Annotated in this window: 11 protein-coding genes; 5 read left to right on the top strand and 6 right to left on the bottom strand. The window is 71.2% G+C overall.

The window, feature by feature from the left end; all coding sequences use genetic code 11:
• Window positions 1–55 precede the first annotated feature (55 nt).
• Together ACZ7G3_RS00635 and rarD are read left to right on the top strand one after the other, a co-directional pair.
• On the top strand, window positions 56–910 hold the full coding sequence (locus tag ACZ7G3_RS00635) for an SDR family oxidoreductase (RefSeq protein WP_470922680.1): 855 nt from the start codon (window positions 56–58) through the stop codon (window positions 908–910).
• A gap of 213 nt (window positions 911–1,123) precedes the next feature.
• Window positions 1,124–2,170, top strand: a complete 1,047-nt coding sequence (gene rarD / locus ACZ7G3_RS00630; protein ID WP_470922679.1) for an EamA family transporter RarD — start codon at window positions 1,124–1,126, stop codon at window positions 2,168–2,170.
• A 104-nt stretch (window positions 2,171–2,274) separates the two neighbouring features.
• Here rarD and ACZ7G3_RS00625 read toward each other — a convergent pair whose 3' ends face one another.
• The gene (locus ACZ7G3_RS00625) at window positions 2,275–2,925 is read right to left on the bottom strand and encodes a CGNR zinc finger domain-containing protein (protein WP_470922678.1); all 651 of its coding nucleotides are present in this window, start codon (window positions 2,923–2,925) and stop codon (window positions 2,275–2,277) included.
• A 21-nt stretch (window positions 2,926–2,946) separates the two neighbouring features.
• Here ACZ7G3_RS00625 and ACZ7G3_RS00620 point away from each other — a divergent pair, with 21 nt between their 5' ends.
• Both ACZ7G3_RS00620 and ACZ7G3_RS00615 read left to right on the top strand, forming a co-directional pair.
• The gene (locus ACZ7G3_RS00620; RefSeq protein WP_470922677.1) at window positions 2,947–3,423 is read left to right on the top strand and encodes a VOC family protein; all 477 of its coding nucleotides are present in this window, start codon (window positions 2,947–2,949) and stop codon (window positions 3,421–3,423) included.
• A 159-nt stretch (window positions 3,424–3,582) separates the two neighbouring features.
• Window positions 3,583–4,560 (top strand): M28 family metallopeptidase, encoded by a 978-nt coding sequence (locus ACZ7G3_RS00615; RefSeq protein WP_470922676.1) that lies wholly within the window; start codon window positions 3,583–3,585, stop codon window positions 4,558–4,560.
• A 162-nt stretch (window positions 4,561–4,722) separates the two neighbouring features.
• On the opposite strand, the gene ACZ7G3_RS00610 is transcribed toward ACZ7G3_RS00615, so the two are convergent.
• Entirely contained in the window at window positions 4,723–6,237 is a 1,515-nt protein-coding gene (locus ACZ7G3_RS00610) for a tetratricopeptide repeat protein (protein WP_470922675.1), read from the bottom strand.
• A 324-nt stretch (window positions 6,238–6,561) separates the two neighbouring features.
• Between ACZ7G3_RS00610 and ACZ7G3_RS00605 the strand changes: the two genes are divergently transcribed.
• Window positions 6,562–7,167 carry a flavodoxin family protein gene (locus tag ACZ7G3_RS00605; protein ID WP_470922674.1) on the top strand — a complete coding sequence of 202 codons (606 nt, stop codon included), beginning with the start codon at window positions 6,562–6,564 and terminating at the stop codon, window positions 7,165–7,167.
• On the opposite strand, the gene ACZ7G3_RS00600 is transcribed toward ACZ7G3_RS00605, so the two are convergent.
• From ACZ7G3_RS00600 to ACZ7G3_RS00585, 4 genes are all read right to left on the bottom strand, one after another.
• Entirely contained in the window at window positions 7,157–8,080 is a 924-nt protein-coding gene (locus tag ACZ7G3_RS00600) for an ABC transporter permease (RefSeq protein ID WP_470922673.1), read from the bottom strand. The genes ACZ7G3_RS00605 and ACZ7G3_RS00600 overlap by 11 nt on opposite strands.
• Window positions 8,067–9,062, bottom strand: a complete 996-nt coding sequence (locus ACZ7G3_RS00595) for an ABC transporter ATP-binding protein (RefSeq protein ID WP_426599930.1) — start codon at window positions 9,060–9,062, stop codon at window positions 8,067–8,069. The genes ACZ7G3_RS00600 and ACZ7G3_RS00595 overlap by 14 nt, the downstream gene beginning before the upstream one ends.
• A gap of 118 nt (window positions 9,063–9,180) precedes the next feature.
• Window positions 9,181–10,413 carry a LolA family protein gene (locus tag ACZ7G3_RS00590; protein ID WP_470922672.1) on the bottom strand — a complete coding sequence of 411 codons (1,233 nt, stop codon included), beginning with the start codon at window positions 10,411–10,413 and terminating at the stop codon, window positions 9,181–9,183.
• Between the two features lie 385 nt (window positions 10,414–10,798).
• Window positions 10,799–11,809 carry a polyprenyl synthetase family protein gene (locus ACZ7G3_RS00585; protein ID WP_426599836.1) on the bottom strand — a complete coding sequence of 337 codons (1,011 nt, stop codon included), beginning with the start codon at window positions 11,807–11,809 and terminating at the stop codon, window positions 10,799–10,801.
• Between the last annotated feature and the right edge of the window lie 274 nt (window positions 11,810–12,083).

Below are 12,083 nucleotides of genomic sequence, written 5' to 3'. Positions count from 1 at the left end.
GCGCCACCTTTATGGTGGGTGACATCGCCCCCCACACTCAAGGAGTACGGAAGCCATGAGCATCGTCGTCACCGGAGCCACCGGACACCTCGGACGCCACGTCGTACGGCAACTGCTGGAGAAGGTGCCGGCCGGCCAGATCACCGCGGTCGTCCGGGACCGCGAGAAGGCCGCCGGGCTCGCCGACCGTGGCGTACGGCTCGCGGTCGCCGACTACAACGCCCCCGAGACCTTCGACAACCTGTTCACCGCCGGCGACAGGGTGCTGCTGATCTCCGGCAACGAGTTCGACAAGGGCCGCGTCCAGCAGCACACGGTCGTGATCGACGCGGCCAGGAAGGCCGGTGTCGCCCTGCTCGCCTACACCAGCGCCCCCGGCAGCCTCACCGCCGCGCTCGCCGACGACCATCGCGCGACGGAGAAGGCGCTGGTCGACTCGGGCGTGCCGTACGTGCTGCTGCGCAACGGCTGGTACCACGAGAACTACACCGAGCAGCTCGCCCCCGTCCTGGAGCACGGCGCCGTCGTGCAGGCAGCCGGTGAGGGCCGGCTCTCCTCCGCCTCCCGCGCCGACTACGCGGCCGCCGCCGTCGCCGTACTGACCGGCGACGGCCATGAGAGCAGGACGTACGAGCTGGGCGGCGACGAGGCCTGGAGCTTCGCCGAGTACGCGGCCGAGCTGAGCCGGCAGACCGGCAAGAAGATCGTCTACAGCCCCGTCTCCACCGAGGTGTACACCGGCATCCTCACCGGCGCCGGGCTGCCGGGGCCGCTGGCCTCCGTCCTCGCAGGCGTGGACGCCGCCATCGAGAAGGGCGAGCTGGTCGTCTCCACCGGCGACCTGTCCCGGCTGGCCGGGCGTCCGACCACGCCGCTCGTCGAGGCTCTCGCCGCCGCGCTGAAGAGCTGACCTCCACGCGTGACCTGACCTCCACGCGCAATCACGCAGGGCTCTGCCGCGGCCCCCACCCTGGACCTCCGCAACACCCGCATCCATACCCACGCACCCGCCCACCTGTCATGACCGTATGCCGATACGGGCATGACAGGCGGGCGGGTGCGGCGCTACCTTCGTCCTTGCATGCGTCTGTCCCGGCATGCCGTACGCGAGAAGGAGGTGCCCGTGGCCGGGTCTTCGAGGAGTGAGCAGCGAATAGGCCTGGTGAACGGCTTCGCGGCATACGGGATGTGGGGGCTCGTTCCACTGTTCTGGCCGCTGCTCAAGCCTGCCGGAGCCGGGGAGATCCTCGCCCACCGGATGGCGTGGTCCCTGGCCTTCGTCGCCGTCGCCCTGCTCGTCGTACGGCGCTGGGCCTGGGCCGGCGAGCTGCTGCGGCAGCCACGCAGGCTCGGCCTGGTCACCGTGGCCGCCGCCGTCATCACCGTCAACTGGGGCGTCTACATCTGGGCTGTGAACAGCGGCCATGTCGTCGAGGCCTCGCTCGGGTACTTCATCAACCCGCTGGTCACCATCGCGATGGGCGTGCTGCTGCTGAAGGAGCGGCTGCGGCCCGCGCAGTGGGCGGCTGTCGGGACCGGCTTCGCGGCCGTGATCGTCCTCGCCGTCGGCTACGGCCAACCCCCGTGGATCTCCCTCTGCCTGGCCTTCTCCTTCGCCACGTACGGCCTGGTGAAGAAGAAGGTCAACCTCGGCGGCGTCGAGTCGCTGGCCGCCGAGACGGCCATCCAGTTCCTGCCCGCGCTCGGCTACCTGCTGTGGCTCGGCGCCCAGGGCGACTCCACCTTCACCACCGAGGGCGCGGGGCACGCGGCGCTGCTCGCCGCGACCGGTCTGGTCACCGCCGTCCCCCTGGTCTGCTTCGGCGCTGCGGCGATCCGTGTGCCGCTGTCCACGCTGGGGCTGTTGCAGTATCTGGCCCCGGTCTTCCAGTTCCTGCTCGGCGTCCTGTACTTCGGCGAGGCCATGCCGCCCGAGCGCTGGGCCGGCTTCGGGCTGGTGTGGCTGGCGCTCACCCTGCTCACCTGGGACGCCCTGCGCACCGCCCACCGGACCGCCCGGACGCTCAGGGCACAGCTCGACCGAACGGGCGACGGCGTACCTCCGGTCAAGGGGGGCACCGTACAGACACCGGGGGTCGTGGCCTCCGGCGTACCGGCGCCCGACACCTCGGGGTCCGAACAGCTGGACACCCCGGCCGGGAAGCCGTAACCCTCCGGCCTCCCCGCCCGGCTCCTCGCCCACTTCGCTCCTCGCTTCACCCCTCCGTATTGCTCTCCGTAATGCTCTCCGCTTCGTCTTGACTCTCCGCTTCGTCAGCCCTTCCCCGGCTCGCGCCGCGCGCGGTGCGCCCGGGCCTTCTCCCTGTTGCCGCAGTGCTCCATCGCGCACCAGCGGCGGCGGCCCGGACGTGAGGTGTCGACGAAGAGCAGGTAGCAGTTGTGAGCACCGCATTCACGGATGCGGTCGGCGTACGGGCCGGTGAACAGCTCGATCGCGTCACGCGCGACCGTCGACAGCAGGCGGGCACCCGTGGCACCCGGGGCCCAGCCACGGGTGCCGTCCGCTTCCATACGGGTGACGAGCGGAGGGCCGGCCGCGGCGGCGTTGACGGCGTCAAGGTGACCGGGCCGGAGCGGACGTCCATGTGCGCGGTCCGCGGTGAGCATGAAGAGGGCGTCCCGCAGGGCCCGGGCCCGCTCCACGTCGGTCCGGTCCACGGCCAGGTCCAGTCCGTCCGGCAGTCGGCTGCGGTCGGCCCAGGCCGCAAGGTCCGCGGGCTCGTGCAGCACCTCCCAGCGCGCGAAAGCGCCCGGCCCACCCGTCGTCAGCAGTTCGAGGCAGAGCGCACCCGGGTCAAAACGGTACGGCTTGCCCTCGTGCGACAGCAGCGTCAGACCAGGAGTAACGGGACTGCCAGGGATACCGGCGGGCGATTTCGGCGATTCCGCTGACCGCTCATTCATGTAACCAGTATAACTGGTTACATGACATCGACCCCGGGCACACGTCCCGCTCCACTGCATTTCAAGATCGTCGTCGACGCGACCGCCCCGCACGCACAGGCGGACTTCTGGGCCGCCGCCCTTCACTACGAGGTGGAGGACAACAGCGCACTCATCGAGAAACTGCTGGGCTTCGGGGCCGTACCGGCCGAGCTGACCGTCGAGTCCCACGGGCGCCGCGCCTGGCGGGACCTCGCCGCCGTGCGACACCCGGACGACCCCTACCAGGAGGAGAGCGGCACCGGACTCGGGCGGCGACTGCTGTTCCAGCGCGTACCGGAGAGCAAGACCGGCAAGAACCGGATCCACCTCGACCTGCACTCGGGCGAGGGATCGCGCGAGGAGGAGGTCGCCCGGCTCGAGGCGCTGGGAGCGAGCGTCCTGCGACAGGTGAAGGAGCCGGGCGGGGAGTGGGTGGTGATGGCGGACCCGGAAGGGAACGAGTTCTGCGTCCACTGAGAGACGATCAAGGGCACATGACGACGCGTTCCGATATACGCAACTCCGTGGCCGGATAACGGCCTTGACGAAGCGTCCGCCCCGGCCACACCATCCAGGCACCCCATTCACTGCGGAGTCCCCTCCCCGGGGACTCCCTAGGGATTCGGAGCCCCCCACATGAAGCTCCCCCTGCCCGGGCGCGCCCTGACGGCCGGTGCCGTCGCGGTCGCCACGCTGATGACCGGCGGATCCGTGGCCGACGCGGCGCCCGCCGCCGAGCACCCCGCGTCCGCCTCCGAACCGGCGAACGCCTCCGCTGCCGCCCCCGACATACCGGTAGCCAATGTCAGGGCCCACCTGACACGGCTGCAGTCGATCGCCGCGGCGAACGGCGGCAACCGCGCCCACGGCCGCCCCGGCTACCAGGCCTCGCTCGACTACGTGAAGGCCGCGCTGGACGCGGCAGGGTTCACCACCACCGTCCAGCGGTTCACCGCCTCCGGCCGTACCGGCTACAACCTGATAGCCGACTGGCCAGGTGGTGACACGGATCAGGTTGTCATGGCCGGGTCACATCTGGACAGTGTCTCCTCCGGCCCGGGCATCAACGACAACGGCTCCGGCTCGGCGGCCGTCCTGGAGACCGCGCTCGCCGTGGCCCGGTCCGGTCACCAGCCCACCAAGCACCTGCGTTTCGCCTGGTGGGGTGCGGAGGAACTGGGACTGGTCGGGTCCCGCCACTACGTCAACAGCCTCGGTTCCACGGGCCGCGCGAAGATCAGCGGCTATCTGAACTTCGACATGATCGGCTCCCCCAACCCCGGCTACTTCGTCTACGACGACGATCCCACGATCGAGAAGACCTTCAAGGACTACTTCACCGGCCTCGGCATCTCCACGGAGATCGAGACCGAGGGCGACGGCCGCTCCGACCACGCACCCTTCAAGAGCGCGGGGGTCCCCGTCGGCGGCCTCTTCAGCGGCGCCGGCTACCGCAAGACGTCGGCGCAGGCGGCCAAATGGGGCGGCACCGCGGGCCAGCCGTTCGACCGCTGCTACCACTCGTCCTGCGACACCACCGCCAACATCAACGACACGGCACTGAACCGCAACAGCGATGCCATCGCGTATGCGATGTGGGAACTGTCGCAATAGGGCATACAACAGGGCATACGTCAGGACGTACGTCCCGCGGCGGGGCCATCCGGCCCGGGCTGCCGGACGGCCGGCCGACGCAGCCAGTCAACCGGCCCGGTCAGCCGGTCGAAGAAGCCAGTCGGCCGGCCGGCCGGTCTGCGCAGCCGGCGGGTCGGCCGGTCAGCCGGTCTGCGTGCGGACGCGTCCGGCGAGGCGGCCCATCCGGGCGCGGGCGGACTCCAGTTGATCGGCGTCCTCGGCGGCCGGGCCCTCCTCGGCGGCGAGTTCGCTCCACAGGCCGACCAGATCGTGCCCCATCTCCAGCCCTCGCTCCGGATCACGTACGGCGCGCCAGGCGGTGGCCGCGCTCTGGACGTTGCCGTAGGCGGCCTCCTGGTCGCCTGCGCGGCGGTGCGTCCGGGCCAGGTCCAGGGAGAGACGGAAGGCTCGGTCCGGGTCACCCGACAAGTACGCGATGTACGCGGCGAGTTCCCGGAGCCGGAGTACTTCCGGGTGCTCCGGCCCCAGCGTTTCCGACGCCTCCGTCACGGCTTGTTCGGCCAGCTGGGCCGCCTCCTCCGTACGCCCTCCCTTGACGGCTTCGTTGATCCGGCCCGTCGGCTCCGCGAGGAGCGCTGGGGTGGTGGCGTCACCGGGTGCGGTGAGCGGTTCGTCCCCGAGCACGGCCTCGGCCACGGCGTCGAAGCCGCGGGCGGGGGTGGGGGTGGGCTTGTGGTCGGGGCCGAGGTCGGCAACCGGTTCAGGGACGAGGGCAGACTTTGGGGCGGTGACCCGCTCCGGCGCGGCGGCCGACTGGGGCCGGGCGACGGACTGGAGCCCGGGGAGGGGCTGGGGCCCGGGCAGGGACTGGGTCCCGGGGACGAACTGAGGCCCACGGAGCGACTCACGCCCACTGACCGACTCAGACGCACGGACGGACTCAAACGCAGAGACCGGCTCAGACGCAGAGACCGGCTCAGACGCAGAGACCGGCTCAGACGCAGAGGCCGGCTCAAACGCGGGCGCCGGCCGACGTCCGACGGCAGACCCGGGCTCGGGCTCGGGCTCGGCGACCCGCCCGGTCGCCGTCCGAGGTCCCGCACCTTCGGGAGTGCCGGTCGCGGGGGCACCGTCCATCCGGGGCGGCGGTCCGAACTCTCCGGTCGGCGGTGCCACCGTCCCGGGTGCCGCCGCGCTCCCGGCCGGTTCCGGCAGAGCCCGCAGCGTGAACGTCGGCGCGGATTCACCGGCCGGCGTCCGCTGCGGCTCGGGCACCGCCGGCGGGCGGAACGCGGGGGCGCCGTCCCTCACCGGCTCCACCGGCCGGAGGACGGGCGTGGACTGGCCCCGTCGTACCGCCGGCTGCTCGGGAGCCGTCGGCGCCGGTTCCGCGGCGAGGTGGCTGGAACCGTCCGGGTCGACCCGGAGCGGGACGGAATAGCCGATGCGCTCGTCGTGGATCGTGGCGAGGACGGGAAGGCCGGCGGCGACGGCGAGGCGGTGGAGGCGGTTCAGGACCGCGTTCTGGATCTCCTCGCCGGGGGCCGCGACGACCAGCGTCCCGTCGACCGACGCGCTGCGTGCGCCGGAGCCGGCCTCCGGCACGCGGACGTCGATCGGCGTCGCCGCCGCAGGGTCGGGTGAGCGCTCCGCGCCCTCGTGGACCCGCTGCTTGTCGCGGCCGAGTCGAGACATCGTTCCCCCACTCATCGGCGGCTTCCGTCGGCGGCTTGTCGCCTGCCGTCCAGAGCCTGTCATGCCTGTCGTGCCTACCTGTCATACACCTACCGTCGAGTCTCGCCGCTCGCTCGCGATTCTCGCGTCACCGGGGTGTCACAGGCTCGTTCCAGGAGGTCACGCCCGTATCGGGAGGCCGACGCGGGCCGGCCCCCACGGGGGGCCTGGGGCGGGTGCGCCGAGCCGGCCCGAAGGAGAGACGGAAACACATGCGGAACTACATGCGTATGCATATGATGCATGTGCTGGTATCCGCGCACGCCGATGACTCCGGGGGACCTCATGACCCGTCGTTTTCTCTTCCTGCTGGGCAGCAGCCGCCCCGAAGGCAACACCGAACTGCTCGCCCGCCGCGCCGCCGAACAGCTTCCCGCGCACGTCGAGCAGCGGTGGATCGGCCTGGCCGAGCATCCGTTGCCCGAGTTCGAGGACCTGCGGCACGACAGCGACCACGTACGCCCCACGGAGGGCAACGCGGGCCTGCTGCTCGATGCCACCCTCACCGCCACGGACATCGTGATCGCCTCGCCGCTGTACTGGTACTCGCTGTCCACGCCGGTCAAGCGCTACCTCGACCACTGGTCCGGCTGGCTGCGCACCCCCGGACTCGACTTCAAGGCGACCCTGGCCGGCCGCACTCTGTGGGGCGTCACCGCGCTCGCACACCAGGAGCAGGAGGCCGCCGACCCGCTGATCGGCAGCCTGAACAACTCGGCGGCCTACATGGGGATGCGCTTCGGCGGCGTGCTGCTCGGCAACGGCAGCAGGCCCGGTGACGTCCTGAAGGACACCGAGACACTGGCCCGCGCGAAGACGTTCTTCGCGCAGGAGGCGCCGCTCGCCCGTTTCCCGTGGGAGCGGGCGGCGGACACCGCTCCTACGAGGTGATGTCCTTGGCCGTGAACCGTGCCCAGGCCGCCGAGCCGAACACCGCCGCGTAGAGGGCCTGGAGGCCGAGGTTCTTCACCAGGTCGTCCCAGTAGACCGGCTCGCGCATCAGGTCTGCGAAGGACAGCCAGTAGTGCGAGAAGAAGTACGGCTGGAGCGCGTCGAGCTGCGGGATCTGCTCGAGGATCTGGATGGTGATCAGCAGCCCGACCGTGGTCGCCATCGCCGCGATGCCGCTGCTCGTCAGGGTCGAGACGAACAGGCCGAGGGCCGCGACGCCCACGAGTGAGGCGGCCACGACCAGGGCGATCAGCAGCGCGCGCCCCAGGCCCTCCAGGTAGGTGATGCGGGTGCCGGAGATGGTGGTCAGATCACCGACCGGGAACAGCAGCGCCCCGACCGCCAGCGCCGAGACCGCGACCACCAGCGTGGCGGCGAGGCAGAAGGCGAACACCGTGGCGTACTTGGCGAGCAGCAGCCGGGTGCGGCCGGCCGGGGCGACCAGGAGGTAGCGGAGCGTGCCCGCGCTCGCCTCGCCCGCGATCGCGTCGCCCGCGATGACGCCGACGGCCATCGGCAGGAAGAACGGGAGGGTCGCGGCGAGCGCGGTGAAGACCAGGAACAGACCGTTGTTGCTGATCTGCGAGATGAACGCCGGTCCCGCGCCGCCGCCACCACCGCCACCGCCACCGCCGAGCGACGCCCCGTCGCTCGTCTCGATCTTCACGGCGATCCCCACCAGGACCGGCACGGCGGCCAGCACGCCCAGCAGGGCGAGGGTGCGCCAGCGCCGGAAGGTGATCAGCACTTCGCTGCGGAGCAGTCCGAAGGACCACAGCGGACTCGGGGCACGCACCGTCCGCGCCACCTCGGTCTGTGACACCTCAGCCCGCGGCATCTCAGCCTGCGACATCGAAGCCCTCTCCGGTCAGTGCCACGAACGCGTCCTCCAACGAGGCCCGTTCCACTGCGAAGCCCCGGACCCGGACACCGGCCGTGACCAGCGCGGCGTTCAGGTCGGCGAGGTCGCGGTCGGGTGGCTCCGCAGTCACCCGGTCCTCGGCGACGACCACGTCCCCGGCCCCCTGTTCCTTCATCACCCGGGCGGCCTCCCCCGTGTCCGGCGTCGTCACCACGAGCCGGCGGCGCGCCCCGGCTGCCAGGTCGGCGACCGCGCCCTGGGTGATCAGCCGCCCTCGGGCCATCACGGCGGCGTGCGTGCACACCTGCTCGATCTCGTCCAGCAGGTGGGAGGAGAGGAAGACAGTGGTTCCGTCGGAGGCCAGTTCGCGCACGAGCGCGCGGATCTCACGCATGCCCTGGGGGTCGAGCCCGTTGGTCGGCTCGTCCAGGACCAGCAGGCGGCGCGGCTGGAGCAGTGCCGCGGCGAGCCCGAGGCGCTGCTTCATGCCGAGCGAATACGCTTTCGCCTTCTTGCCGGCGGCGGCCGCGAGGCCCACCCGGTCCAGCGCCGCCGCGACGCGCTCACGCCGGGTGCGCGGGTCGGCGGTCGGGTCCGCTGCGTCGTAGCGCAACAGGTTGTCGCGGCCGGAGAGGAAGCCGTACAGGGCCGGGCCCTCGATGAGGGCACCGACCCGGGGCAGTACGGCGCGGGCGGCACCCGGCATGGTCCGGCCCAGCACCCGGGCGGTGCCCGAAGTGGGTTCGATCAGGCCCATCAGCATGCGGATGGTGGTGGTCTTGCCGGAGCCGTTGGGGCCGAGGAAGCCGAAGACGCTGCCCGCCGGGACGGTCAGGTCCAGACCGTCGACGGCGAGCTGGCCACCGCGGTAGCGCTTGGTGAGCGCACGGGTGGCGATGACGGCGTCATCCGTGCCGCTCTCCTCACTCGCGCCCACCGGTTCCGTGGCGGACGGTTCGGCCGGTTCGGCCATCGGCTCCCTCACTTCGAAATCGCTCCTACGCACTGACGCCCCGGTGCCCGGCACCGGGTGACGGGCACCTGATGCCCAGCACCCGACACCCGGCACCCGGGGCTCTTGACGCCGACGCTTACTGGGCTGCGTCGGCCGCCTTGACCAGCGCGTCCTTGGTGACCGCACCCGCGTAGACCTTGCCGTCGTCCGTGATCAGGGCGTTGACCAGGCGGGTCTTGAAGACGGTACCGGAGCCGAAGTCGCCCTTGACCTGGTCTCCGAAGGAGCCGAGGAAGCCGCCGAGGTCGCCGCCCGCGGAGGCCGTGGGCAGGCCCTGACCGCCGGTGTCGAAGGTGGCGATCGAGTTCCAGCCCTCGCCGATGACCTCCGGACCGCCCTGCTCTGCCAGGCCGTCCATCTCCTCGGCGAGGTCGCCCCCGGCCTCCCGCCCGTGCTCCGGCGCCTCGGCCACCTCGTCACCCTCGGTGACCTTCGCGCCCTTGGGCGGGGTGAAGTCGAACGTCGATGCGTCCGGCTTCGCGAAGCTGACCTCGGTGAAGCCCGCGTCCACGACCGCGGCGCCGCCGCTCGCCGGAGTCAGCGTGAACTTCAGCGGCATGCCGGTCTTGGCGTCCACCGCGACGCTGATGGCGCCGACCGTGGAACCGGACTGCTTGGGCTTGATCATCAGTCGGTACGCGTCCCGGCCGGCCACCTGCGCGGTGCCGTCGACGGTCACGGAGGTGGTGTCGTCGACGGCCTTGAGGGCCTGGTCGGCGAAGTCCTTCGGGGTGGCCGGCACCTCCTTCTCCGGCTGCTCGGCGCTGCCGGAGATGGTCGAGTGGTAGACCTCGTTGGACTTGCTGTCGTAGCCCCACACGTCCTTGCCGTCGTGGATCAGGCTGTACTCGGCGGCGTTCTCCAGCAGCGACAGCTTCTGCCGGTCGGGGCCGTCGGCGGCGACCCGGAGCGTGTGGGTGCCGGTCACCAGCTCGGTGAGCTTGGCCGACGGGTCGGCCGCGGAGCCCTCCTCGTCACCACCCGGACCACCCGAACCGCCGGCCATACCGGACATCAGGCCGCTCTCCAGGCCGCCGAGGTCCGGCAGGCCCAGGTCCGTGCTGATCTTGACCGTGCCGGACAGCTGCTGGACGTCCGACTTGGCGATCTTCTCGATGAGCTGCTCCGCCGTGACCTTCGGAAGGTCGGGGTCCCCGGAGTCGGCGATCGCCGGGACGAGGCCGATCGTCGCGGCCGCCACTCCCATCACCGCGACCGGAACGACGTACCGCGCGGCCCTGCGCCGCCCTGCCCGCAGGCCCTCGTCCGCCACGGCCGTCGTGTTGTCGTCGGAATCGATCGGTGCCATGTGTGCCCTGCCTCCTCGTCGGCGGCGGCTGTCTCGCGACCTCGCACTCGTCCACCCGTGAGCCGCCATTCTCACCCGAATCGGTGAGGATTGGTGTTTTCCGTGGTGTCCATCTGACCAAATCGGCCAGGCGGAATCGTCAGACCGCGGGCTCAACTCCGTCTACTCCTGCGGGATGACACGGAGAGGTCACGACTCCCCCGGCCCGTAGGGGGTGGACCCCACAGCCGTACGCCGCGCATCGCCGCCGTACGCCATGATCCGCCCTACGCCGCCACCCGGCGCAGGCCACCACCCGCCGCCCTACAGCGGCCCGCCCGGCGCAGGTCACCACCCGCCGCCCTACAGCGGCCCGCCCGGCGCAGGTCCCGGGTGGCCAGGGTGCTCAGCCGGCCCGGTGCACCACGGCGTCACACAGCTCCACCAGCGCGGCCTTCGCCTCGCACTCCCTGAGCGGGGCCAGCGCCGCCCGGGCGTCCTTGGCGTACCGCACCGTGTCGCGTCGCGCCTGCTCCAGCGCGGGGTGGGCGCGCAGCAGCCGCAGCGCCTCCGCGTGCCGCGCGTCGTCGCTCAGGTCGGAGCCCAGCAGTTCGCACAGGGCGATGTCGTCGGCCAGCCCCAGCCGGGCCGCCCGCTCGCGCAGCCGCAGCACCGGGAGGGTCGGGATGCCCTCGCGCAGGTCGGTCCCAGGCGTCTTCCCCGATTCCTGGGAGTCGGAGGCGATGTCCAGGACGTCGTCCGCGAGCTGGAAGGCGACGCCGAGCCGCTCGCCGTACTGGGTCAGCACGTCCACGACCGTCTCGTCGGCGCCGGACATCATCGCGCCGAACCGGCAGGAGACCGCCACCAGCGATCCCGTCTTGCCGCCCAGCACGTCGAGGTAGTGGTCGACGGGGTCCCGGCCGTCCTGCGGCCCCGCCGTCTCCAGGATCTGTCCGGTGACGAGCCGCTCGAACGCCAGGGCCTGCACGCGGACCGCCTCGGGCCCGAGGTCGGCGAGGATCTGGGAGGCGCGGGCGAACAGGAAGTCGCCGGTGAGGACCGCGACCGAGTTGCCCCAGCGGGTGTTGGCGCTGGCCACGCCACGCCGCACGGCGGCCTCGTCCATCACGTCGTCGTGGTAGAGGGTGGCGAGGTGGGTCAGCTCCACGACGACGGCCGAGGGCACGATCCCGGGGGCATAGGGGTCGCCGAACTGGGACGAGAGCATCACCAGCAGTGGCCGGAATCGTTTGCCGCCGGCCCGCACCAGATGCTGGGCCGCCTCCGTGATGAACGGAACCTCGCTCTTGGTTGCCTCAAGCAACCCTTCCTCGACAGCAACCAATCCGGCCTGGACATCGGCTTCCAGAGCCTGGTCCCGCACGCTCAGCCCGAACGGCCCGACGACGGTCACGAGGGGTCTCCTGTCTGCTGGTGTCTACTGGCGATTACCTGGTTTGTCGATAGGTCGCTGCCACCACTCGAGCCAGCGTATCCGGTCACCTTTCGATCACCGCGAGCGCCCACCGTTACAGGCCGGTCGGTATCGGATCATGAACAGTATGTTTTTGATCAGGCGATATGAGCAGATATTGATCGACATCGCCAGGGCCAGAACCCGCCACTGATGATCACATCACCCCTCCCAACGGCTCGCACTCCGAATACGTCACCCACTCGGCTCACCC

This window comes from Streptomyces sp. NPDC037271 (assembly GCF_055603605.1).
Note: the sequence above shows the minus strand (reverse complement) of the source record. Positions and strands in the feature narration are given on the sequence as shown.

Excerpts from the sequence above, each read along its gene's own strand:
- ACZ7G3_RS00625 (WP_470922678.1), bottom strand. The coding sequence starts at position 2,925 with ATGAATGAGCGGTCAGCGGAATCGCCGAAATCGCCCGCCGGTATCCCT.
- ACZ7G3_RS00590 (WP_470922672.1), bottom strand. The coding sequence starts at position 10,413 with ATGGCACCGATCGATTCCGACGACAACACGACGGCCGTGGCGGACGAG.
- ACZ7G3_RS00615 (WP_470922676.1), top strand. The coding sequence starts at position 3,583 with ATGAAGCTCCCCCTGCCCGGGCGCGCCCTGACGGCCGGTGCCGTCGCG.
- ACZ7G3_RS00605 (WP_470922674.1), top strand. The coding sequence starts at position 6,562 with ATGACCCGTCGTTTTCTCTTCCTGCTGGGCAGCAGCCGCCCCGAAGGC.
- ACZ7G3_RS00595 (WP_426599930.1), bottom strand. The coding sequence starts at position 9,062 with ATGGCCGAACCGGCCGAACCGTCCGCCACGGAACCGGTGGGCGCGAGT.
- ACZ7G3_RS00620 (WP_470922677.1), top strand. The coding sequence starts at position 2,947 with ATGACATCGACCCCGGGCACACGTCCCGCTCCACTGCATTTCAAGATC.
- ACZ7G3_RS00600 (WP_470922673.1), bottom strand. The coding sequence starts at position 8,080 with ATGTCGCAGGCTGAGATGCCGCGGGCTGAGGTGTCACAGACCGAGGTG.
- ACZ7G3_RS00610 (WP_470922675.1), bottom strand. The coding sequence starts at position 6,237 with ATGTCTCGACTCGGCCGCGACAAGCAGCGGGTCCACGAGGGCGCGGAG.
- ACZ7G3_RS00635 (WP_470922680.1), top strand. The coding sequence starts at position 56 with ATGAGCATCGTCGTCACCGGAGCCACCGGACACCTCGGACGCCACGTC.